Origin of the sequence: Pseudomonas putida, assembly GCF_001941965.1 — a bacterium.
In the GTDB taxonomy this organism is placed as follows: domain Bacteria; phylum Pseudomonadota; class Gammaproteobacteria; order Pseudomonadales; family Pseudomonadaceae; genus Aquipseudomonas; species Aquipseudomonas putida_L.
Genome location: NZ_MKZO01000001.1, coordinates 156,335 through 179,582 on the forward strand (window position 1 = coordinate 156,335; position 23,248 = coordinate 179,582).

Annotated in this window: 22 protein-coding genes and 1 pseudogene; 20 read left to right on the plus strand and 3 right to left on the minus strand. The window is 58.8% G+C overall.

What is annotated here, in order from left to right:
* Positions 1 to 229: 229 nt before the first annotated feature.
* Together PSEMO_RS00735 and PSEMO_RS00740 are read right to left on the minus strand one after the other, a co-directional pair.
* Complete coding sequence (locus PSEMO_RS00735; protein ID WP_008928738.1) at positions 230 to 988, minus strand: ZIP family metal transporter; 759 nt, start codon at positions 986 to 988, stop codon at positions 230 to 232.
* 145 nt (positions 989 to 1,133) lie between these two features.
* Complete coding sequence (locus tag PSEMO_RS00740; protein WP_008928737.1) at positions 1,134 to 2,030, minus strand: cation transporter; 897 nt, start codon at positions 2,028 to 2,030, stop codon at positions 1,134 to 1,136.
* A 98-nt stretch (positions 2,031 to 2,128) separates the two neighbouring features.
* On the opposite strand from PSEMO_RS00740, the gene cadR (PSEMO_RS00745) reads away from it, so the two are divergent.
* The 4 genes from cadR (PSEMO_RS00745) (at position 2,129) to PSEMO_RS00765 (ending at position 4,490) form a co-directional block, all read left to right on the plus strand.
* Entirely contained in the window at positions 2,129 to 2,536 is a 408-nt protein-coding gene (cadR, locus tag PSEMO_RS00745; protein WP_009686174.1) for a Cd(II)/Pb(II)-responsive transcriptional regulator, read from the plus strand.
* Between the two features lie 675 nt (positions 2,537 to 3,211).
* Complete coding sequence (locus tag PSEMO_RS00755; protein WP_009686170.1) at positions 3,212 to 3,409, plus strand: hypothetical protein; 198 nt, start codon at positions 3,212 to 3,214, stop codon at positions 3,407 to 3,409.
* Positions 3,406 to 3,849: a disulfide bond formation protein B gene (locus PSEMO_RS00760; protein ID WP_081430179.1), complete on the plus strand. Its 444-nt coding sequence runs from the start codon at positions 3,406 to 3,408 to the stop codon at positions 3,847 to 3,849. Before PSEMO_RS00755 ends, PSEMO_RS00760 begins: the two co-directional genes overlap by 4 nt.
* A complete protein-coding gene (locus PSEMO_RS00765) occupies positions 3,846 to 4,490 on the plus strand; it encodes a DsbA family protein (RefSeq protein WP_009686168.1) in 645 nt (214 codons plus the stop codon). Before PSEMO_RS00760 ends, PSEMO_RS00765 begins: the two co-directional genes overlap by 4 nt.
* 81 nt (positions 4,491 to 4,571) lie before the next feature.
* On the opposite strand, the gene cadR (PSEMO_RS00770) is transcribed toward PSEMO_RS00765, so the two are convergent.
* Positions 4,572 to 5,024, minus strand: a complete 453-nt coding sequence (cadR, locus tag PSEMO_RS00770; RefSeq protein WP_009686167.1) for a Cd(II)/Pb(II)-responsive transcriptional regulator — start codon at positions 5,022 to 5,024, stop codon at positions 4,572 to 4,574.
* A gap of 235 nt (positions 5,025 to 5,259) precedes the next feature.
* Between cadR (PSEMO_RS00770) and PSEMO_RS00775 the strand changes: the two genes are divergently transcribed.
* The 16 genes and pseudogenes from PSEMO_RS00775 (at position 5,260) to PSEMO_RS00850 (ending at position 23,006) form a co-directional block, all read left to right on the plus strand.
* The gene (locus PSEMO_RS00775) at positions 5,260 to 7,542 is read left to right on the plus strand and encodes a heavy metal translocating P-type ATPase (protein ID WP_047149787.1); all 2,283 of its coding nucleotides are present in this window, start codon (positions 5,260 to 5,262) and stop codon (positions 7,540 to 7,542) included.
* 16 nt (positions 7,543 to 7,558) lie between these two features.
* A complete protein-coding gene (locus PSEMO_RS00780; protein ID WP_009686164.1) occupies positions 7,559 to 7,921 on the plus strand; it encodes a DUF3703 domain-containing protein in 363 nt (120 codons plus the stop codon).
* An 8-nt stretch (positions 7,922 to 7,929) separates the two neighbouring features.
* A complete protein-coding gene (locus PSEMO_RS00785) occupies positions 7,930 to 8,388 on the plus strand; it encodes a hypothetical protein (protein ID WP_009686163.1) in 459 nt (152 codons plus the stop codon).
* Positions 8,389 to 8,612: 224 nt separating this feature from the next.
* On the plus strand, positions 8,613 to 9,173 hold the full coding sequence (locus PSEMO_RS00790; protein WP_009686162.1) for a hypothetical protein: 561 nt from the start codon (positions 8,613 to 8,615) through the stop codon (positions 9,171 to 9,173).
* 370 nt (positions 9,174 to 9,543) lie between these two features.
* Positions 9,544 to 9,873 carry a hypothetical protein gene (locus tag PSEMO_RS00795; protein ID WP_074918679.1) on the plus strand — a complete coding sequence of 110 codons (330 nt, stop codon included), beginning with the start codon at positions 9,544 to 9,546 and terminating at the stop codon, positions 9,871 to 9,873.
* Positions 9,874 to 9,970: 97 nt separating this feature from the next.
* Positions 9,971 to 10,939, plus strand: coding sequence for a DUF932 domain-containing protein (locus PSEMO_RS00800; RefSeq protein ID WP_075801287.1), 969 nt, complete (start codon positions 9,971 to 9,973; stop codon positions 10,937 to 10,939).
* Positions 10,940 to 11,018: 79 nt separating this feature from the next.
* Complete coding sequence (locus tag PSEMO_RS00805) at positions 11,019 to 12,023, plus strand: YqaJ viral recombinase family nuclease (RefSeq protein ID WP_075801288.1); 1,005 nt, start codon at positions 11,019 to 11,021, stop codon at positions 12,021 to 12,023.
* A gap of 91 nt (positions 12,024 to 12,114) precedes the next feature.
* Positions 12,115 to 13,065 carry a recombination directionality factor gene (locus PSEMO_RS00810; RefSeq protein ID WP_023101970.1) on the plus strand — a complete coding sequence of 317 codons (951 nt, stop codon included), beginning with the start codon at positions 12,115 to 12,117 and terminating at the stop codon, positions 13,063 to 13,065.
* The gene (gene radC, locus PSEMO_RS00815; RefSeq protein ID WP_009686157.1) at positions 13,037 to 13,534 is read left to right on the plus strand and encodes a RadC family protein; all 498 of its coding nucleotides are present in this window, start codon (positions 13,037 to 13,039) and stop codon (positions 13,532 to 13,534) included. Before PSEMO_RS00810 ends, radC begins: the two co-directional genes overlap by 29 nt.
* Positions 13,535 to 13,544: 10 nt before the next feature.
* Complete coding sequence (locus PSEMO_RS33380; RefSeq protein WP_009686156.1) at positions 13,545 to 13,718, plus strand: hypothetical protein; 174 nt, start codon at positions 13,545 to 13,547, stop codon at positions 13,716 to 13,718.
* 148 nt (positions 13,719 to 13,866) lie between these two features.
* Positions 13,867 to 14,484, plus strand: a pseudogene (locus tag PSEMO_RS00820) (IS5-like element ISPpu18 family transposase); the annotation flags it as partial.
* 696 nt (positions 14,485 to 15,180) lie between these two features.
* Entirely contained in the window at positions 15,181 to 16,443 is a 1,263-nt protein-coding gene (locus PSEMO_RS00830) for a TolC family protein (protein ID WP_003139513.1), read from the plus strand.
* Complete coding sequence (locus PSEMO_RS00835) at positions 16,440 to 17,900, plus strand: efflux RND transporter periplasmic adaptor subunit (RefSeq protein ID WP_003452298.1); 1,461 nt, start codon at positions 16,440 to 16,442, stop codon at positions 17,898 to 17,900. Before PSEMO_RS00830 ends, PSEMO_RS00835 begins: the two co-directional genes overlap by 4 nt.
* Positions 17,897 to 21,046 carry an efflux RND transporter permease subunit gene (locus PSEMO_RS00840; RefSeq protein WP_003452300.1) on the plus strand — a complete coding sequence of 1,050 codons (3,150 nt, stop codon included), beginning with the start codon at positions 17,897 to 17,899 and terminating at the stop codon, positions 21,044 to 21,046. Before PSEMO_RS00835 ends, PSEMO_RS00840 begins: the two co-directional genes overlap by 4 nt.
* 145 nt (positions 21,047 to 21,191) lie before the next feature.
* Positions 21,192 to 21,524: a DUF2790 domain-containing protein gene (locus PSEMO_RS00845; protein ID WP_003452302.1), complete on the plus strand. Its 333-nt coding sequence runs from the start codon at positions 21,192 to 21,194 to the stop codon at positions 21,522 to 21,524.
* A 156-nt stretch (positions 21,525 to 21,680) separates the two neighbouring features.
* The gene (locus PSEMO_RS00850) at positions 21,681 to 23,006 is read left to right on the plus strand and encodes an OprD family porin (RefSeq protein WP_033691058.1); all 1,326 of its coding nucleotides are present in this window, start codon (positions 21,681 to 21,683) and stop codon (positions 23,004 to 23,006) included.
* Positions 23,007 to 23,248 lie beyond the last annotated feature (242 nt).

A 23,248-nucleotide genomic window follows, 5' to 3' on the forward strand; every position in this document is an offset into this window, starting at 1 on the left:
GGCTAGAGGGTAGCGCGCACTTATCACCCAATGCTCTCTCGCCTCCGAATCCAGGATCAACCCTGTGGCTCATGCTTTCTTGCTCCGCTTAATCAAGCTGCGTCAATTCATTCGGCCGGCTGGCCAGGGTGGCAAAGTGAATGTTTCTGGACTCGACTAGGTGCGCCGTAAGCTGGGAGCTGCTTCGTATTCGGCCAGCACGACAGTGGCTGTGTTGGGGAGCAGTACGTTAGCTTTGCGATACCACCCCTTCCAAGCCCGCTGATACCAGAACGAACAGGACGAAGCCGCCTATGAAAGCCAGCGGTGAGATGTGCGTATCGTCACCGCTCTCGTGAGCCTCGGAGACCATATCTTCGATGGCAGCGACCGTGAGAAGGCCTGCCGTGAACGTCAGTGCCGCTAGCTTAAATGCCTCCGGCTGGTTCCTGAGTACGAAGTAAGCAAAGACGGCTGCCGAGAGCACAGGAATCGCGAAGGAAGCAGAGAGCAGTATCCGCTTGCTACGAGGGATTCCTTTATCTTTCATGGTGGCGATCGTCGCAAAGCCCTCAGGAACATCGGCGAGAACCTGACCCGCCGCCAGGATTATCGCGACCGACGGTGAGACCGCCGACCCCGCCCCGATCAGGAGGCCATCGCTGAACAGGTCGATGGATACGGCGATATAGATCATCCAGACACTCGTCTGACCGCCTTCTCCCTGCTGGCCTTGTCGCTTCTGGAGACTCTCAACGAGCTTCTCGATACCTACGTAAGCAATGCCGCCCAGCGCGAAAGCGAGGGCGATTACCCAGGCTGAGAGGTTCTCTAGCACGCGCGGCATGATTTCAACCGCCACCACCGCAATGACGAGGCCGGCAGCGCCGTGAAGGGCGTAATTGAGACGGCGCCCGGTAGTTCGGGAGGCCTCCGCAGCGAGACCACCACTAAAATTGCCTAAGGCGGGCAACAGCGCCAGGCCGAGTACCAGCCAGATACTATCCATCATCTTCCTTCCTTGGTTGATTCCTAGATACGCTACCTTGCTGGCTCCGAGCCTTCGCGCTATATGCTGTCGTTCAGGCCTAGCGCGCTTGTACAGCCACTTCGATCAAGTGTCCCAGGCATCGATAGCTGCGTACCGTGCAGCCTCACCCCTTGAGCGCCAGGATGCGCCGAGCGCCGTTGAGGACGATCAGGCCCACGATGGTACCGATAATCAGGTCAGGGTAGCTGGACCCCGTCCAGGCGACCAAGGCACCGGCGGCGATGACGCCCATGTTGATCACCACATCATTGGCCGAGAATATCCAGCTTGCCTTCATATGCGCGCCGCCTTCGCGGTGCTTGGATATCAACAGCAGGCAACCGGTATTGGCGATCAACGCGACGAAGGCGATCGCCATCATCATCAGCGATTCAGGCTCACTACCGAAAACAAAGCGTCGCACCACCTCGACGAGTACGCCGATAGCCAAAATCAGTTGCAGTACCCCTGCCAGATGCGCGGCACGTACCTGCATTTTCGCACTGCGCCCTACGGCATAGAGAGCCAGGCCATAGACGGCTGCATCGGCAAACATATCCAGGGAATCAGCGATCAGGCCGGTAGACTGGGCGATCAGGCCAGCAGTCATTTCCACCACGAACATGATCGCATTGATACCGAGCAACACGCGCAGAGTGCCTGACTCCTGCGTAGCAGAGACTGCCGAGCTCTCAGCGGCCTTGATCGTCTCTGGGTCGGCAATGACGGTTTCCTGAAGAGAGGCGCCTAGCCCCAAGGTCGCCAGTTTCGCGGTAATGGGCTCAGCCTCGCCGTCATGCACGACCTCCAATCGGCGGTTCGACAAGTCGAAGGACAGCGTTCGAATCTCATCAAAGCCGTTCAGCGCCAAGCGGATCATCCGTTCTTCTGAGGGACAATCCATCTTCGGCACAGCATACACGCTGACCCATTCCCCTGACGCTTCGGAGGAGACCGGCATATCGGTATCCGCTGCAGGCGTTGCATCGCAGCTACATGGGCCACCACAGGCTTTACTCACGATACGGCTCCAGTTAACCAACATAGATTGCTAGTATTAAAAACTATATAGCTACTATAAGGTCAATGGGACAGATGATCCGTTGAGGAGTAAGCCTGATGCGCATTGGTCAGTTAGCCCAGATAGCGGGTATCGACACGCAGACGATCCGCTTCTATGAGCAGCAGGGCCTGTTGCCGCCGCCTGATCGGCAGGACAACGGTTACCGTGTCTATACCGAGAAGCATGGTGAGGGGCTGGCCTTCATCCGTCGCTGCAGAATCCTGGGCCTGTCACTGGCTGAGATTCACGAACTACAGAGCTATGAGGACGACCCTCATCAGCCTTGTACCGCCGTCAACGCCTTGCTCGATGATCACATCTCTCATGTGCGGTCGCAGATAACCGCTCTGCAAGCGCTTGAGAAACAACTCGTTTCACTGAGAGCGAGTTGCAACGATGACCGGGAAGTTGAGGCGTGTGGGGTTCTTGCTGGAATTAGCGAAGGAAACATGCACCAGCAGTAGGTGAAGCATCAACCAGATAATCCGATGAGATGCCGGTCTGTCTCACTCTCATGCAAAGGTAAGATCAACCATTTAATCCGCTTACCCTGATTTTTCCATCATGCATCCTAGCCCGCCCCACCTAAGCCGCACAGGTATCGCCATGGTGCTTGTGCCTACTCCCCGAGAATGGTCTCATTGCGGAGAAATTCGTACGGCGACCGTATCTTCATACCCATGAGGGTCGGAGCAAATACCTCTCACCTCTATACATATCGACATCATCCCGATGCCCAGGCGTAAGGTCACAATCCAAGTAGTGCTTACACTGAGCCTGGCATTGCTGCTGGTCATGGGTTGGCATATGTCTTCCCTGTTGGTTGGTGCAGAGCCGCAAGCGGGATTCAAGAGCGAAGCCGCGCACAGTAGCTTGCTCACAGAGGCAGCCCCCTCTTGCGTCTTTTGTGCAGGTCACCAGCACTCGCCGATGACTGCCGACCATGTGCACGAGACCCCTTACCTTGGGCCGCTGCTTATCCTGCCAGCACAGGCAGAAAGCAACATCCTGACTACCCTGCCGGATGAAGCCGCACCAACTCGCCTGGTCTACTTGATTGAGCGCCCTCCGCGATCCAGCCGCGTGATCTAAGCACAGCCGCACTGCGGCTAAAGACCACTGCAATCCAGGATCAACTTATGCAATCGCTTTCTCCGCGCGAGCCAGGGGCGTTGTTTGCGCACCTGCGCCGCCCGATGCGCTTATTACTGCTCGCTATCGTGCTGATGCTCATGGGCATGGCAGATGCACTGGCTCAAGACGTCACCACGAACGATATCGCGTCGACGGTAGTTCCCGTGCCACCCACCTCTGTAGAGGGTAGATATCAACCATGATGGAAACAGAGACAAACACTCGCTTTCCCAGCCCCTGGAGCCTGTTGCTTATGGCCTGGGGTATTGCGTTGGTTTCGACCTTAGCCGCCTTGTTCATCGGCGAGGTCATGGGCAAAACGCCCTGCGTGCTCTGCTGGTTCCAGCGCGCATTCATGTTTCCACTGGTCGTGATTCTGGCCGTTGGTTGCTACACCTCGGATTTCGGGGTCTGGCGTTATGCGTTGCCGGTTACCGTCGTGGGCTGGCTCATCGCGCTCTACCACAGCCTGCTCTACTTTGGGGCCATACCGGAGAGCATCAAGCCCTGCGGGGCAGGCCCGTCCTGCTCCAGCGCTGACATGACGATTTTCGGCAGCGTCCCTCTGCCACTGCTTTCGCTGGTCGCATTCACCCTTATCGCTGTTCTTCTTGTTCTCATCCGTCGGAGGTCTTCCCTATGAGCAGACGTGCAATCGTCCTCGTCATCAGCATTCTTACTGCGCTCGGCTTCACTGCTGCGGCATTCTTTTATGATCGATATTCGGTAAGTGAAGAGACCCCGCCAGTTGCTCCAGTGGCTAGCTCGTTGGTGCGCTTCCATTCGCCCGTTATCGGCACCGCCAATGCGCCCGTAACCATCGTTGAGTTCTTCGATCCGTCCTGCGAGGCCTGCCGCGCCTTCTTTCCAGTAGTGAAACAGATCCTGGCTGACAACCCGAATGATGTGCGCCTGGTGCTGCGTTACGTCCTCTTCCATGAAGGCTCTGAAACAGCAGCAAGAATCCTCGAAACTGCACGCAAGCAGGGGGTCTTCGAGCCTGTTCTGGAAGCACTCATGGTGGCGCAACCGCAATGGCACAGTGACCCACTGGTGCAGAAGGCCTGGGAAGCTGCTGAAGCGGCAGGCTTGGATGTGGAAAAGGCCCGTGCGGAGATGATGGCTGGCGATATCACCGAGGCCCTGAAAAGGGACTCTCAGGATGCCCAGGCTGCTGGCGTGCGCCAGACGCCCACGTTCTTTGTGAATGGCAAGCCGCTATTGAGTTTCGGCGCGCAGCCACTGATTGATCTGGTCAAAGCTGAAGTCGAACAAAGCAAATAAGCGCTAACCGTCTGCATACAGCTGAGCCAGACTCACCACCTGCCATGTAGCGTGCCTCGCATGGCAGGTGGTGGCGCATGTTTAGTGGCGGTGGCTTTTCCCAACATGAGTGTGGCCATCATCCGGAAGCGCACTGACACCGCCAGTGGTGTTCAGGCGCTGGAGGATTCCACACTCGTCTACGCCGCGCTCAGAGGCGCAACGGTGTCGTAACTCAACCAGCTGTTGTTGCAGGGCCAGCAGGCTGGTCACGCGCGCTTGCACATGCTCAATGTGCTCATCCACTAAGCTATTCACACCCTCACAGTTCCCCTCTGGCCGATCCATCAGCGCCAACAAGCTTCTGATCTCGTCCAGGGTCATGTCCAGTGTTCGGCAGTTACGGATGAACGTAAGTCGCTCAAGGTGCTCACTGCTGTACAGGCGGTAATTACCCTCGCTGCGGGCCGGAGCGGGCAACAGCCCCTCGCGCTCGTAATAGCGAACCGTTTCAACTTGGCAATCGGCAAGCTTGGCCAGCTCTCCAATCTTCATGAGTTACCTCTTCAGCAAACGCTTGACCCTGTAGTGGCTTCAGGGTGTTCACTCTGCACAACTGTTCAACGAGGATACCTTCATGGCTGGCTGCTGCGGTGACGAATACAAACCTGAAGCGGTTTCAAAGGATGTCTGCTGTGACTCCAACGAAGCAAGCAAGTGCTCTGCCACAGCGGCTACAGCAGTAAATGCCGTAACCGGCTCCAGGCTCAGCAGCTTCCGCATTGCGCAAATGGACTGCCCTACTGAGCAGACGCTGATTCAGGACAAACTGAGCAAGCTCGCAGGCATAGATAAGCTCGACTTCAACCTGATCAATCGGATTCTTGGGGTATGGCACAGCTTGCCGTCGACCGCGCCTATCGAAGCGGCAATCTCGTCCCTGGGTATGCAAGCAGAGCCGCTATCTGCTGAAGGGCAAGCCCGCATCAAAATCGAACAGATGGACTGCCCAACGGAAGAAAAGCTAATCCGCGACAAGCTGACCTCGCTACCCGGCATCAGTGCGTTGGAGTTCAACCTGCTTCAGCGCGTACTGACGCTCAGCCACTCAGCAGAAGCACTGCCAGCAGCACTGGCAGCTATTCGCGAGCTTGGTTTCACGCCAGTGGTTGAGGGTTCCGCAACAGCAAAAGAAGAAACGCAAAGCACCCCGCGCAAGAAGGCCTGGTGGCCCTTGGCGCTATCGGGCGTGGCCGCCGTATCGGCGGAAGTGATCCACTTTGCCGAGCTTGCGCCAGATTGGGCTGTGGCTGGCATGGCGCTGCTCGCCATTCTGCTGTGCGGCCTGACGACCTATAAAAAGGGCTGGATCGCGCTGAAGAACCGTAACCTGAACATCAATGCGCTGATGAGTATCGCGGTGACCGGTGCGGTGCTGATTGGACAATGGCCAGAAGCGGCCATGGTCATGTTCCTCTTTTCTGTCGCCGAGTTGATCGAAGCGAAGTCGCTGGATCGGGCGCGCAATGCCATACGCGGCCTGATGGATCTGACGCCGGAGCGCGCCACGGTGCAGCAGATCGATGGCACATGGCTTGAAGTTGACGTTAAAACCATCGCCGTAGGCGCATTGGTCAGGGTAAGACCGGGCGAACGAATCGGTCTCGATGGCGAGGTAACTTCCGGGAATTCCACCATCAACCAAGCGCCCATCACAGGGGAAAGCCTGCCTGTAGAGAAAACCATCGGCGATCCGGTTTTTGCAGGAACCATCAACGAAGCCGGCTCCTTGGAATACCGCGTCCTGGCCGCCGCAGCCAACACCACGCTGGCACGTATCATTCACGCGGTCGAAGAGGCGCAGGGTTCACGTGCGCCGACCCAGCGCTTTGTCGATCAGTTCGCCAAGGTATACACCCCTGTCGTATTCCTATTCGCCCTGGCTATCGCCATTGTGCCGCCACTCTTCATGGCCGAGCCCTGGTACGACTGGATCTACCGTGCCTTGGTGCTGCTGGTGGTCGCTTGCCCTTGCGCCTTGGTCATCTCGACGCCCGTCACCATTGTCAGTGGCCTGGCAGCGGCGGCGCGTAAAGGCATTTTGGTCAAAGGCGGCGTTTATCTGGAAATCGGTGGCAAGCTTGGCGTCCTGGCACTCGACAAAACCGGAACCATTACTCATGGCAAGCCGGTACAGACCGATTACATGCCGTTGGTTGAACAGGACTCAGAACTCTACCGTACTCATGCTGCCAGTCTCGCCAGTCGCTCTGACCACCCGGTTTCGCAGGCAATAGCCAAGCATGCCACTGAGAATGGCCTGACGTTTGCTGCCGTTGAGGGATTCGAAGCCCTACTGGGTCGAGGTGTTCGAGGCACCATCGAAGGCATAGATTTCCACCTGGGTAACCACCGTCTGGTGGAAGAGCTTGGCCTCTGCTCACCCGAGCTGGAAGCGACGCTGGAGCGTCTCGAACGCCAAGGTAAAACAGTGGTGGTGCTGTGCAATCCGCAGCGTGCCATTGCCCTGTTCGCCGTTGCCGATACCGTCAAGGACTCCAGCCGCCAGGCAATTGAGGAACTTCACGCGCTTGGCGTGAAGACCACAATGCTGACCGGCGATAACCCGCACACCGCAGATGCGATTGCACAGCAGGTAGGCATCGACGAGGCACGCGGCAATCTCCTGCCAGTCGACAAATTGCAGGCCGTTGAAGCATTGCAAGCGCGCGGCTACGTTGTTGGGATGGTCGGCGATGGCATCAACGATGCGCCGGCGCTGGCGAAGTCTGAAATCGGTTTCGCCATGGCCGCCGCAGGCACAGACACTGCCATCGAAACTGCGGATGTGGCCTTGATGGATGACGACCTGCGCAAGATCCCGGCCTTCATCCGCCTGTCTCAACAGACCGCCGCCATCCTCAAGCAGAACATCGTGCTGGCGTTAGGGATCAAGGCCCTGTTTCTCGCCATTACCTTAACGGGGCAGGCGACGATGTGGATGGCCGTCTTTGCAGACATGGGAGTCAGTCTGCTGGTGGTGTTCAACGGCCTGCGCCTGCTTAAAAAGTAGGGTTGGAGGATTGAAGATGAAAGCAGCATTGCAACTCGCAATTGAACAAGCCTTTCAGCAGGCCCGGCAGGCCATGCAGGAACAGCGCAGTACAGATGCCTTTCAATGGCTGGAGCGCGCGCACATCCTGACTCAGCGCCAACCTTTGCTGCATGCCAGGTCACACTGGCTGATGCTCACGCTCGGCTGGCAAATTGGCGATTATCGCGAGGTGGCCGGGCAAATACCGCGCATTTTCGCGGCCTTGTTGTTCTCCAAAATCTGGGTGCCCCTCGGCAATACAGGCCGCTCCAGAATCAGTGCGTTCAAGCCCATGCCGGTTCCTGAAGAACTCCAGACCTTGCTTGCGAGTGACGAGCAAAACCTGTCCAGTCGGTAATTGCGCCCATGCAAGTCGATCTCGCCACCCAGCTGCCGTGCCCACTCGCAAAGGTGATCGCCCAGGTGCGCAAACCACGCCTGTTGCGTCAGGTTGCTTCACCCTTATTGAGTTTCAGCCCGCTGGATCCGGCTGAGTTTCCTGATACCTGGAGCGAGGGCACCTACTGGGTCAAGCTGAAGCTATTCGGCGTACTTCCCATTGGCCGTCAGGCAATTGTGACTACCTACCCGCAGACGGAAAACGCTCAGGCCTTCATGCTCAGAGACAACGGCTACAGCCCGCTGATCAATAAGTGGGATCACCTGATTACGGCACAAGAAGTGAGTGGCGGAACGCTTTACCGAGATCGCGTGACTATCGATGCCGGCATCCTCACCCCGTTCGTGTGGCTTTTTGCGCGCCTGTTTTACGCCCATCGTCAGCGCCGCTGGGCAGTCCTGGCGGCAAATGGCTTTAACTACTGAAGCACGACATGCCCAGGCAGGCTGCTCATCCAGAAGGCAGTCCATCTTGGCCACTGAAAATTCGCTCACGCAGGCAACCTCCTTGGTCGGAGCAGCTTCAATACAACCTGTAGCAGGTACGGGATCAACTTTTGACCTGCATCAGGCTACACCCGTCTTCGAGGTCTATATTGACTACTGGTGACTCACCCCACGACCCACTTTCACCTGCAAGGAACTGAGCAATGAAAGCACCAAAACTCGCCACCTTCGCTTTGGCGGCTGCGCTTTTTCCGGCCTTAACCTTTGCGCAGCAGGACTCCAGTACCACCAGCCAGGCTCAACAGCAGCCAATGAGCGTTGAGCAATTTGATCAAGAGATGGCGAAGGCACAAGAAAACCTGAAGAGAATGCAGGAGCAAATGAGCCAAATTCAGAAAGCAAGCGACCCTGCACAGCGTCAGAAACTGATGCAAGAGCACCAAACCATGATGCAGCAAGGAATGCACATGATGAACGGAATGCGTGGCGGCGGAATGATGGGGTGCTGCGGAGGGGGCATGCAGGGCGGCCATATGATGGGTGACGGTCAGATGATGGGCGGGGGCCACATGATGGGTAACGGTAAGATGATGGGTGGGGGCCACATGATGGGCTGGGATCAAATGGGCAGCCACTACTCCCAGATGACGCCTGAGCAGATGAAGCAGCATCAATACATGATGGACAGGTACATGGGCATGCAACAGATGATGATGGATCAGATGATGCAGCATCAGCAGCATATGGGCATGCCACAGCGCTGAGACTTCACACTTATTCCACGGGCAGCATGCTGTTCCCGTACGGTATGAATACTCTCATGCGCCAGCCCAACTCACGCTAGGGGCGTTGGGCTCCCCCGATTCAATTTTTGGCTCACCTGAAGATTCAGCGCTAAAGCTCCTGTGAATGGTGACTTTTTTGTGCGCTCCGTCGACGCATCAACCAATAGGGGGCACGAATACGTCAACTCTGTATCAGCGGACACCTACATGTCTGGCTGGCTAATGGCTGCTTTTGGCCGACTCCAGCCAGTTCGCACTCAGTTAGCGCTGCTGAAAAGCAGCCATTCGATTCAAAAAAATCTCAGCAACACATTACCGCAATGACATCAGCACCAAGGAGGTTCGCCCCATGTCATTGCAGTGCCCCCGCTGTCACTCCCCCAAAGTCGCTTCTTTCCATCACGCCATGAAAGCTGGCGCGGCCATCGGCGCTGTCGGTGGTCTCGCACGAGGCATCAGTGCTGCTCTGGCAGGCGGCAAGGCCGGCGCAGCGCTCGGCGTAATCGCCGGCCCTGTCGGTATCACACTTGGTTCGGTATCCGGCGCCATTCTCGGCGGCCTGGCCGGAAGCGTCGGCGGCTGTGCGATTGGCGCTCAGCTCGGCGAGTCGCTCGACCGCCATGTCTTGGCTCACAACCTCTGCCTGCTCTGCGGTCATCGCTTCAATCTGCCGGCCTGATCCGGCAACTGCTCTCCTCATACTTATCCATCACTGATTGCCGGTGCTGCGCTCTGCGCGGCGCTTTATGCCGGCCTGCACCCAAAGGAAATTCGTCATGGCTCATCAAATCGAACAAATGGCCTATGTTGGCGCTACCCCGTGGCACGGCTTAGGCAACAACCTGCCGCAGAAACAGCCTATCGAGGTCTGGCAACGCGAAGCCGGCATGGATTGGCAGATCCTGGAAAGCCCCGTGCATTTCAAGTCGGACGCCATCGGCCACCTGGGCGCGATCCACTCATTCCCCGAGCAGAAGGTGCTCTACCGTTCGGACACCAAGGCACCGCTGTCGGTGGTCTCGCAGCGCTACCACACCGTCCAGCCTCGTGAGGTGCTGGAGTTCTACCGCGATCTGACCGAGGTCTCCGGCTACGAGCTGGAAACCGCTGGCGTGCTCAAGGGCGGTCGCAAGTTCTGGGCGCTGGCGCGAACTGGCCAGGGTGCAGCGATCAAAGGTAACGACCAGGTGAATGGCTACCTGCTGTTGGCCACTTCCTGCGACGGCACCCTGGCCACCACCGCAACGCCCACCACCATCCGCGTAGTCTGTAACAACACCCTGACCATCGCCCTGGACGGCACCAGTCGTGCGATCAAGGTTCCGCACAGCACCCGCTTTGACGGCGACCTGGTGAAGAAGCAGCTCGGCATCGCCGTCTCGCAATGGGATGACTTCATGTACCGCATGCGCCACTTGGCGGAACGCAAGGTGCAGTGGCATGAGGCTCTGGGCTTCTTCATGAACGTGATGTGCGAGACCAGCCCAACCGGCGCCCTACCGGAGCAGCTGCCGAACGAGCGCGCCCTGCGCAAAGTGCAGGAGCTGTACGAAGGCCGTGGCCGGGGCAGCCAGCTGGACTCAGCTCGCGGCACCGCCTGGGGCTTGCTCAATGCCGTGACCGAGTACGTTGATCACGAGCGACGGGCACGCAGCACAGAGTACCGCCTCGACTCTGCCTGGTTCGGCCAGGGTGCCCAGATCAAGCAACGCGCTCTGGATACAGCCCTGCAACTGGTCGCCTGACCCTCTGCCAATCCCACCCCATAACGCCCGACCCGCTTCGTTGCAGGTCGGGCGTTTCTATTTCTGCAAGGTGAACGCCATGAAAGCTACTTCATTGAATCGCAGCATCAGCAAAACCCGTCCGGCTCTGCGCCTGGTCAGCACCAAGGAGCTGCCACGCGAGGACTGGCTGCAGATCCGCAAGCAGGGCATCGGCAGTTCGGATGCCGCTGCTGCGGTAGGACTCAATCCGTACAAATCGCAGCTGGAGCTGTGGATGGAGAAGACCGGCCGCGATGTCGGCCTCCCCAAGGCTGATCCTCAGGATGAGGAAAGCCCGATGTACTGGGGCAACGTGCTGGAGCCCATCGTGGCCTGGCACTACAGCAAGCGCACGAAGAACAGGGTTCGACGCATCAACGCAGTGCTGCAGCACCCGGACCCGGAGCTGTCGTGGATGCTGGCCAACATCGACCGCGAGGTGATCGGGGCCGACGATGTGCAGATCCTCGAATGCAAGACTGCCGGCATAAACGGGGCACGCCTCTGGAAAGAGGGCGTGCCTGAGTATGTGCAGCTGCAGGTGATGCACCAGCTCGCCGTCACCGGCAAGCAGGCTGCTGATGTAGCGGTACTGCTGGGTGGCCAGACGCTTGAGATCCATCGCATCGAGCGGGACGAGCAGATGATCACTCGCCTGATCGAGCTGGAGCGCAAGTTCTGGCACTACGTGGAGACTGACACGCCACCGCCAGCCGATGGCACGGCTTCGGCTGAATCAGCACTGCGCTGCCTTTACCCTGAGGACAACGGCCAGGTCATCGACCTTAGCCAGCATGCAGGGCTCTCTGCTGCGTACATCGAGCTGAAAGCCGTTCGCCAGTCGATTGCCGACAAGGAAAAACGCGAGGCTGAGCTAAAGCAGATGCTGCAGCAGGCCATGGGCGATGCTAGCCGGGCGGAGTTCTCCAACGGTTACATCACCTGGCGCAAGGCCAAAGACAGTGTCGGCTTCGATGTCGCGCAACTGCTCAAAGAAAAGCCGCACCTGCAGGCCAAGTACCCACTGCTGAAAACGGGTGCACGGCGCTTCCTGGTCGGCTGAAACCCAACTACTACATCCCTTCCCTCCCCTTGGCCAGTCCATGCAGTTCGCGCTGCGTGGCTGGCCTTTTTTCATTTCCAGGAGACTCACCATGCTCAAAGGTCTGGCTATCACTCCACCGGTACTCGGGCGGATTTCCATCGGTAAGGTCATCGAGAAGAACGGCAAGCGACTGCCGGAGAAGGATGACCAGTTCACCATCACGTCACAGGTGCAGGGTAAGGACGGCTGGCTGCTGCACCCGCTGAATGACGAGCTACGTCAGGGCAAGGACGACAAGCTGCGCAGCATTCCGGTACGCCTGCTGTTCAACGAACCGGAGCTGAACTTCAGGGCGGACTACACGCTGTTCGACCGGCAGTCTGGTCGGCCGGTTTGCGTCGGTAATGGCGAGACCTGCAAGCGGGTCACACAGGACGGTATGCAGTCATTGCCCTGTCCTTCACCAGATGCCTGCCCACTGGCGAAAGGCGGTGCCTGCAAGCCCTATGGCCGACTGAACGTGGTCATTGGCGATGAGGATCCGCTGGGAAGCTTTGTATTCCGCACCACCGGTTTCAACAGCATCCGCACCCTCGCAGCCCGCCTGCATTACTTCCAAGCCATCTCGGGTAATCGCCTGGCCTGTCTGCCGCTGGAGTTGCGCCTGCGAGGTAAGTCGACTCGCCAGAGTCATGGCACGCCGATCTTCTACGCCGACCTGACAGTACGCGGTGGCATGGACATGGCTGAAGCGCTGGTGACCGCCAGTGAACTCGATTCGCGGCGGCAAGCTGCAGGCTTCGATCAAGCCGCCTTGGATGAGGCAGCACGACGCGGCTTTGGCAACGGAGCATTCGAAGACAGCGAGGAGGATGTCAGCGCCATCGTGGAAGAGTTCTACCCCGAGGGTGAAGCCCCTGCTGCAGCAACAATTTCGCAACTCAACCCCACCAAACCCAGCCTGACTGAAAAGCTCGATGCACAAGCTGCTCGTCAAACCCCACCCACAGACCGAGACCAAGGAGGCCGCCATGCGCCTGCACAAGCTGAAAGCCAGTGACACGACCGGCACCTACCTGGTCGAGTCGCCGGTGACGGAAAACGACATCCTGCTGATGGCCAGGCAACTGGCCAGTCTGCGCCTGCGCAAGGGACGTGCACTGACCTCGCCTAAGGAGGCGTTCAGTCACCTGCAGACGCTGCTGGCTGATTATGAGCACGAGGTTTTTGCACTGCTCATGCTCGACAGCCGACACCGGGTGATTGCGTTCGAGGAAGTGTTTCGCGGAACCCTGGATGGAGCCAGCGTCTACCCACGGGAAATCGTGAAGATCGCCTTGGAACACAACGCAGCGGCAATCATCCTGGTACACAACCACCCCTCAGGTGATCCCGAGCCCAGCCAGGCGGATCGCAATCTCACCACGAAACTGCAGGACGCACTGAATCTGGTCGGAGTCAGAACGCTCGATCACGTTGTGGTAGGCCAGGAGGATTGTGTGTCGTTGGCTGAGCGCGGCTACCTGTAAGGAGGTGCCAATGAAACTGCTGCTACGGACTGTTGCCTCGGCATTCATGTTTGCCGGGATCTTGGCCGGTTGTCTGGCGATATTGCTGCTGATGATTCTGATGGTGCGCTTTCCACCATTGCTGATTGCCGTGGTGTTGGCGTGCTGGATCTACCGGAAGCAGAAAGTAAGAATGAACCCTTGAACAGTGAGCCAGCGTGGGTAGTCGAAAGACTGCCTGCAATGGCTCCCTCTTTTTTCTTTTGCCCTGGTAGCTAACGCTTACCTGCTGCCTTGTAAGCTGCACTTCGTTCACGCTTGCCCACTGCGACCACAATCACAACCACCCGATCATCATCAATGGCTACCTGGGGGATCGCGGCCTGTCGCTGCGCCAGGGCACTATCGTCGATGCCACACTGATCCACGCGCCCAGCTCGACCAAGAACCAGGACGGCAAGCGCGACCCGGAAATGCACCAGAGCAAGAAAGGGAACCAGTATTACTTTGGCATGAAGGCGCACATCGGCGTAGATGATGAGTCGGGGCTGGTACACAGCGTGGTAGGCACGGCAGCCAACGTGGCGGATATCACCCAGGTCGACAAACTGCTGCACGGTGACGAGAACGTCGTCTGCGCCGATGCCGGCTACACCGGCGTCGAAAAGCGCCCCGAACATGCTGGCCGCGAAGTGATCTGGCAGGTCGCAGCACGCCGCAGCACCTACAAGAAGCTCGATAAACGCAGCGCCCTGTACAAAGCCAAGCGCAAGATCGAGAAGGCCAAGTCACAAGTGCGAGCGAAGGTCGAGCACCCGTTTCGAGTGATCAAGCGCCAGTTCGGTTACGTGAAGGTGCGCTTCCGTGGCCTGGCCAAGAACACCGCTCAGCTGGTGACGCTGTTCGCGCTGTCGAACCTATGGATGGCGCGCCGACATTTGCTGACTACCGCAGGAAAGGTGCACCTGTAATGCGGAAAATGGCTGCTGCGAGGTGCTCGCGGCGGCCAAAAACGGAGAACTGAGCGGGTTACCTGGTCGATTTTGATCGACGGCCCGCTTTCAAAAGCAGCGAGGGCTGAAGTCGACCGGAAATACAGGGTTACTTCAGACCTTCCCTAGACACTCTATTTGATCCAAATCAACGAAGTGCTGTTATCGTCAAAAGGAGCATTCATGGCTCGGGGGCAATCTGCTATCGTCGGCCTATTGCCCCGCCTGGTGAATTGCTGTGCGTCGGATTGGATTGATCCTGCTAATGATTGCTAGCCTCGTGCTGCCGACCTTCGGCGGTGTGGCTTTCAGCATGCCGGCACAACCTTGCCCGATGCAGAGCGCCGATCATCAGGGCCATGCAATGGCCGATGCTCCGTGCTGCGAGCAAATGGACAAGTCTGATGGGGTGGCCAAGAAGTCCCCTTGCAAACCCGGCCAGGAATGCAAGACCGGAGGACTTCTCCAGACCACCGTGATCAAGAGCATATCCCCTCTCCCCTCACGCCCCGAGATATTGCTGACCCAGTCGGTGATTAAGCGAGAGCCCGCAGGACTCTGGCGCCCTCCTCGTTTCGTCTAATGCAGTGATCATCCCGCGCCTTACAGTCAGGCGCATCGTCGCGGTCACGTTTCGTAGTCGCGACTTCGATCAATCGCATTGGAGGCGAAAGCATGTCCGCTTTCCTTTTTCCACGCCGTGGCTTTCTCGGTGTGTTGGCTGCCGCATTCTGGGCAGCTCCCTGGCTTGCCGCGCAGGCGCAGCCCCTAACTTTCGAACGAGCCCAAGCTCTGGCCGAGCAGAGTGCCCCTGAGAACCTCGCGCGCCAGGCGCAGGTGGCATCGGCACAGCAGGCTGTCGAGCCCGCAGACGCCCTGCCCGATCCCAAGCTGATTCTAGGCATCGACAACCTGCCGATCGAAGGCCCTGACCGTTACACGCTTAATCGTGACTCCATGACCATGCGCCGCATTGGGTTCATGCAGGAAGTCCCCAACAGTGACAAGCGTCAGGCTCGGCGCCAGTTGGCCGAGGCTTCAGTAGGCCGAGCCGAGGCCGAGCAGCGTGCCATGCAGTTGGAGATCAAGCGCCAGACGGCAGTGAGCTGGCTAGATGTGTACTACGCCGAACGCAGTGTTGGCCTCTTCGATCAACTGGACCGTCAGATCGAGATGCTCCGCTCGACCGTGCAATCGCTGATTGCCGGCGGTAGTGCTCAGCCTGGCGAGCTGTTGCAGGCCGACCAGGAAGCTTTGGCGTTACAAGATCGGCGAGATGAACTGAATCGCGATGTGGCAGTAGCTCGTGCCAAGCTGCGCCGCTGGATAGGCAACGAGGCTGACCAGCCTTTGCAAGGAGGTGTTCCCAGTCTGAACCTGGTGGCACCGCACCTGCAGCAACGCATTGCCTCACACCCTGAGTTGCGCGCTGCCTCCGCCCGAGTCGGCGAGGCTAGCGCCGAGCTGAACGAGGCCATCGCCGAGAAGACCCCCGACTGGGGTGTTGAGTTTGCCTACAACAATCGCGACAACCAGTTCGGCGATATGGTGATGGTGCAATTTACCTTCGACCTGCCGTTGTTCGTAGGCACACGTCAGGGGCCCAAGATCAACGCCAGACAACAAAGCGTGTCGCAGATGGAAGCCGAGCAGGAAGCATTACTGCGCGCCCATCAGGCTGAGCTGGAAGGCGGTATTGCCGAGCTTGAGCAACTGCGCAGGACCTTGTCACGCACCGAAAAAACCTTGATCCCGCTTGCAAGCAAACGTGCCGATCTCGAACTGGCCGCCTACCAAGCCGGTAACAGCCAGCTCACATCCGTTATTACTGCCCAGCGCGACCTGATTGATGCGCAACTGCGGCAGATTGAACAACAGCGCAAGTTGAGCCAGCTCTCCGCAAGCCTGTACTACGCCTATGTGGAGGGCCTGAAATGAAGATATCGACATTTGGTTTTGCGGTCGCCGTGCTGACCGTGGGCATTGGCGCGGCGGGCGGTGGCTACTGGCTGGCCCAGCGGCAAGCCAAACACGAGCTACTGCCTAGCTCCGCACCGACGGACGAGCGCAAGGTGCTCTATTGGTACGACCCGATGCAGCCTGAGCAGCGCTTCGATAAACCGGGCAAGTCACCTTTCATGGATATGGAGCTTGTCCCTAAATACGCAGGATCCGAGCAAGATCCGTCTGTCCTGAGCGTCCCCGCTCAAGCCGTACAGAACCTCGGAATGCGGACCTCGACGGTGATCCGCGGTGTACTGCCCTCGGATATCGAGGTGGTCGGCTCCCTGGCCTATAACCAGCGAGAGGTAGCGAACCTCCAGGCCCGCGCTGGCGGATTCGTCGAGCGGGTTTACGGGCGTGCCCCTGGCGATGTACTGCCAGCTGGAACACCCCTGGTCGACCTGCTGATTCCCGAGTGGTCCGCCGCGCAGTTGGAGTTCCTCGCGGTACTGCGTACCGGTGACGCCCGCTTGATCACTGCGGCCCAAGAGCGCCTCCGCCTGCTCGGCATGCCACAAGCGTTGATAGAGCAGGTTCGCCGCAGCGGCAAACCGCGGGCAGTGCAAACCCTCACCACACCTATCAGCGGCGAGCTCCAAGCCTTGCAGGTACGCGCCGGGATGACCGTTGAAGCCGGGCAGGATCTGGCGTTGATCAACGGGCTGTCCAGTGTCTGGCTCGATGCGGCGATACCCGAGGCCATGGCCGGAAGTATCCAGGTCGGGGACGAGATCCGCGCCAACCTGACGGCCTTTCCTGATCGACCGCTGCTGGGCCGCGTCATAGCCTTGCTGCCGAGTGCCGATCCGCAAACGCGCACGCTCACGGTACGCAGCGAGCTACCCAACCCTGCCGGTAAGTTGCGCCCCGGCATGTTCGCCGCCGTACGCCTGAACAGTGCCGTCGAACAATCCACGCTTCTTGTGCCGAGTGAAGCCGTGATTCGCACCGGGAAGCGTGCATTGGTGATGCTGGCCGAAGGCGACGGACGCTACCGTCCCCAGGAAATCACCTTGGGCCGCGAGGCCGATGGGCGTCTGGAGGTGTTTTCCGGTCTTGAGGAAGGTCAGGCGGTCGTTACCTCCGGCCAGTTCCTCATCGATTCGGAAGCCAGCCTGCAGGGCATCCTGGCCGGCAATGCAGAACAGGACAGCACGGAGGGGCTGCATGTGTCTCACGGCGTTATTCGCGCACTGGACGGGAAACAAGTCACCCTGGAGCATGGCCCCTTCGAGAGCCTGAATATGCCAGGTATGACCATGGCTTTTCCTCTGGTCAGCTCCGAAGTAGCTGTGGGACTTAAGCCAGGAGATCACGTACGCATCGCCGCACGTCAGACAAACTCCGGCCTGCTGATCGAGCAGCTCCGCAAGGAAGGAGACCAGCCATGATCGCGCGCCTGATCCATTGGTCGATCGGCAACCGCTTCCTGGTACTGCTGGCCACCCTGTTCATCACCGCCCTGGGCCTCTGGTCGCTGCGCAACACGCCGTTGGATGCACTGCCGGACCTATCTGACACCCAGGTCATCATCAGAACCAGCTTTCCCGGACAGGCACCGCAGATCGTCGAGAACCAGGTGACCTACCCACTGGCCACAACCATGCTCTCGGTACCGGGGGCGAAGACGGTGCGCGGCTACTCGTTCTTCGGCGACTCCTTCGTCTACGTGCTGTTCGAGGACGACACCGACCTCTACTGGGCGCGCTCGCGGGTGCTGGAGTACCTCAACCAGGCGCAGGAACGCCTGCCCGAGGGTGTTACCACCACCCTTGGGCCGGATGCCACCGGCGTGGGCTGGATCTACCAGTACGCCTTGGTCGACCGCAGCGGCCAGCATGATCTTGCCCAGCTGCGGGCACTGCAGGACTGGTTCCTCAAGTACGAACTCAAGAGCCTGCCCAACGTAGCCGAAGTGGCCACCCTCGGCGGCATGGTCAAGCAATACCAAGTGCTGCTCGATCCGCAGAAGCTGGTGGCTTATGGGGTAACTCAGCAGGAGGTCGAAGCGGCGCTGAAGAGCGCCAATCAGGAAACCGGCGGCGCCATCCTGGAGCTGGCAGAGCGCGAGTACATGGTGCGGGCTTCAGGCTATCTAGAGAGCCTGGCGGATTTCCGCAATGTGCCGCTGCGGGCTTCGGCCAGCGGAGTTCCGGTGCTGCTGGGTCAGGTGGCCACCATTCAGCTGGGGCCAGAGATGCGTCGTGGCATTGCCGAGCTGGATGGCCAGGGTGAAGTGGTAGGCGGCGTGGTCATCTTGCGCTCCGGAAAGAATGCCCGCGATACCATCGCCGCGGTGAAGACCAAGCTGGACAGCCTGAAGGGCAGCTTGCCGGCCGGCGTCGAGGTGGTCACCACCTATGACCGTTCGCAATTGATCGACCGCGCCATCGATAACCTCAGCTACAAGCTGCTGGAAGAGTTCGCGGTGGTTGCCCTGGTTTGCCTGATCTTCCTCTGGCACCTGCGCTCGTCGCTGGTCGCGATCATCACCCTGCCCCTGGGCATCCTGATGGCCTTCATCGTCATGCGCTACCAGGGCGTCAATGCCAACATCATGTCGCTCGGCGGGATCGCAATCGCCATCGGCGCCATGGTCGATGCCGCCGTGGTGATGATCGAGAACGCGCACAAGCACATCGAGGCCTGGAAGGCTCGACACCCCGGTGAACCGCTTCAGGGCGAGGCGCACTGGCGGGTGATCGGCGAAGCTGCGGCCGAGGTCGGGCCGGCGCTGTTCTTCAGCCTTTTGATCATCACCCTGTCTTTCCTCCCGGTCTTCACCCTGGAGGCCCAGGAGGGTCGCCTGTTTGGCCCGCTGGCATTCACCAAGACCTATGCCATGGCTGCCGCTGCTGGCCTCTCGATCACCTTGGTACCGGTGCTGATGGGCTATTGGATTCGTGGGCATATCCCCAGCGAACAACAGAACCCCTTGAATCGTTGGCTGATCGGTGCATACCGGCCGGTGCTGGAGTGGGTGCTGGCTTGGCCTAAGGTGACCCTAGCGCTGGCCTTGCTAGTGTTTTTGTCCAGTCTCTGGCCCCTCAGCAGACTCGGAGGAGAGTTTCTACCGCCGATGGACGAGGGCGACTTGTTGTACATGCCATCAGCCCTGCCCGGCTTGCCGGCCAGCAAGGCCACCCAGCTGCTGCAGCAAACCAACCGGATGATCCTCACGGTGCCCGAAGTGGCACGGGTATTCGGCAAGGCCGGGCGAGCAGAGACCGCCACCGATCCAGCACCGCTGGAAATGTTCGAGACCACGGTGCAGTTCAAACCACGCGATCAATGGCGCGCGGGGATGACACCCGAAAAGCTGATCGAGGAACTGGATCGCGCGGTAAAAGTTCCGGGGCTGTCCAATATCTGGGTGCCGCCCATCCGCAACCGCATCGACATGCTGGCGACGGGGATCAAGAGCCCCATTGGGGTGAAAGTATCCGGAACCTCCTTGGTCGACATCGAGCGCATAACGCGCGATATCGAGGCCGTGGCCAAAGAGGTGCCTGGGGTGAGTTCGGCCTTGGCAGAACGCCTTACTGGCGGCCGTTACGTGGACATCCAGATCGATCGACTGGCCGCGGCGCGCTATGGCCTGAGCATCGCCGATGTGCAGGCGGTGGTATCGGGCGCCATCGGCGGCAGCAATATTGGTGAGACGGTTGAAGGACTGGCCCGCTTCCCGATCAACCTGCGCTATCCCAAGGAGTGGCGAGACAGTCCGCAGGCACTACGGCGTATGCCGATCCTCACGCAAGCCGGCCAGCAGATCACCTTGGGCACCGTCGCCCAGGTTAGTCTGACCGAAGGGCCGCCAATGCTGCGCAGCGAGAACGGGCGTCTGTCCGGTTGGGTCTATGTCGATGTCCGTGGGCGCGACCTGGCATCGACCGTGCGCGAGTTGCAGCAACGCGTAGCTGAGCAGGTACAACTCGATGCTGGCATGACCGTCTCCTACTCCGGTCAGTTCGAGTTCCTGGAGCGCGCCAATGCACGGCTGGCCTGGGTGGTACCGGCGACCTTGTTGATCATCTTCGTGCTGCTTTACCTGACCTTCAGCCGCTTCGGTGAGGCCCTACTGATCATGGCAACCCTGCCCTTCGCCCTATCGGGCGGCATCTGGCTGCTCTACTGGTTCGGCTTCAACCTGTCGGTTGCCACTGGGGTCGGCTTTATCGCCTTGGCCGGCGTCTCGGCGGAATTTGGGGTGATCATGCTGCTGTACCTGAAGAATGCCTGGCATGCACGTATGGATGCCGGGCGCAGCGGTGACCCGGCACTACTGGAGGCAATTCGTGAAGGCGCAGTGCTGCGCGTGCGGCCCAAGGTGATGACGGTGGCCGTGATCATCGCCGGCCTGTTGCCAATCCTCTGGGGCGGAGGTGCCGGATCTGAAGTGATGAAGCGCATCGCCGCGCCCATGGTCGGCGGCATGATTACCGCGCCGCTGATGTCCATGTTGGTTTTGCCGGCCGCGTACTGGCTGATGCGAAGGCAGCGTACACAGAAGGTTCGCGCACCGCAGGAGCTATAGCTTTACAAACCCGGGCAAGCCACGCGCCAAGCTGACTCGCCCGGGTAACGCGGCAGGAAGCATTACGGCGATGTAACTTTGACTTCATTTTTATGACAGGTTGAGCGGATATATTTTAATCACCACCTTGAAGGAGTGATTAAACATGAAAAGCCTCAAAGTTATTGCAGCCCTTGCCGCTATGGTTGTTTCCTCTGCCACTCTGGCAGAAGGCGGCGCTGATCGTGTTTATGGTCGGATGATTCAGGCCAATGAGCAGGCCATGCAAGAGTATGCTGCCGCTAACGGAAAGAATCCGCCTGAAGTTATTCATTACCGCTACGGCATGAAGCTCGATATCGCCAGGGTCGTGGCCACTACCTCAACGGACTCTAGCTGCAATGTGATGCCAGCCCAGATGACCTACGAGGACTCCAACGGCGATCTGAATATTCTTGAATACCGTGCAGCCGGAACAGGTTGCCGGAACCAAAACTAATAAATGACATCGCGCTGACTGAAAAGTAATTTTCAAGTCACCCTGACGTTATTTGGCATGTGGAAATATGTCCAAGGCGCGCCTGGTTATGCCCGGCGCGCTTGGCACATATATGCGACCACACAATGACAACTGCCAATAACATCAGGAGCATTTATGAATAACAGAACCCTGTTAGGACTTTCTCTACTCGCTCTGAGCATCAGTACCGGGCAAGCTGCAATGGCCGCCGACGAGAAAGGCGAGGGATTTATCGAAGGCAGCAGCCTGACCATCCTCAATCGAAATCTCTACTTCAACCGTGACTTCCGCAAAGGCCAGTCCAGCAGCTCGGGTAATGGCTATTCGGAAGAGTGGGCGCATGGCGTGATAGGCAGATTCGAGTCTGGTTTCACCGAGGGCACCATAGGCTTTGGTGTCGATGCCTTTGCCATGCTAGGGCTCAAGCTTGACACCGGCGACGGCCGTTCTGGAGCAGGCGGCTCAGTCGACGTGATGCCTTACAACAGCCTCGGGCAGGCTGAGGACAACTACTCCAAACTGGGGGGCGCGGTGAAAACTCGGTTCATGGATACCGAGATCAAGGTAGGCGACGTCTTTCCCGTCAGCCCGGTCGTCCAATACGGTGATGCACGGCTTTTACCGGAGAGTTTCCGAGGTGTCACCGTGGTCAACAGCAGCGTGGAAGGACTGTCGCTTCAGGGCGGTCGCCTCCACTCGATGAGCCAACCCAATACCAGCAGCATGCGCGACGGCTTCGCTACCTTCTACGCGGGCGAAGTGGACTCGCCATGGATCGCCTATTTCGGTGGTGATTACACGCTTAATGACAACATCGGCTTTAGTCTCTACACCAGCCGCCTCAAGGATGCCTGGAATCAATATTACGCGGGCACCACGCTGAGCTACCCGCTTGCGGACGATGTCGCCTTGATCGGCGGGCTGAACTACTACAAGGCGGTCGATGAAGGGAGGCAGCTCCTCGGGAGCTTCGATAACAACATCTGGAGCGGCAAGGTCGGCATCCAATTCGGCGCTCATACAGTGCTGGTGGGTCTCCAGCGCAACAATGGCGATGATGACTTCGACTACTTGCGCCAATCGGACTCCATCTACCTCGACAACTCCATCCAGTACAGCGACTTCAACTCGCCGAAGGAGAAGTCATGGCAAGTGCGCTATGACCTGGATATGGAGCCTTTCGGTGTGCCTGGATTGAGCTTCATGACTCGATATGCCCAGGGCTGGGATGCCGACTACAGCAACGCCAACGAAGTCTATATGCGCCGTGATGACAACGGCGATCCGTTGACCAACCAGAAGCGCTGGGAGCGGGACATTGAGGCCAAGTACGTTGTGCAGACTGGATCACTGAAGGATATGTCTTTCCGTGTTCGCCAAATGACCACTCGCGCGACCGATTACGAGTCGGATCTGGATGAAGTCCGCCTGATTGTCGAGTACCCGCTGGAAGTTCTCTAACCCTGGCAAGCGGGCGGGTTGATTGCCCGCTCGCGCCTTGGTCCTGCTGTCCCCTCGTAGTGCTCCTTTGGTTTGGAGACAGCCCTTGGCGCCCTCGGGCGCCTTTTTTACTTAGGGAATCTCCGAACAAGCCTTCAGTTATGCGAGAATCCCCGCAACACCTGATCCGAGCCGCCCATGAGCCAGATGAGCTTTTCCGACTTTGAGTACGCCGGCAAGCGCAAGCAAACCCGCCGAGAGCG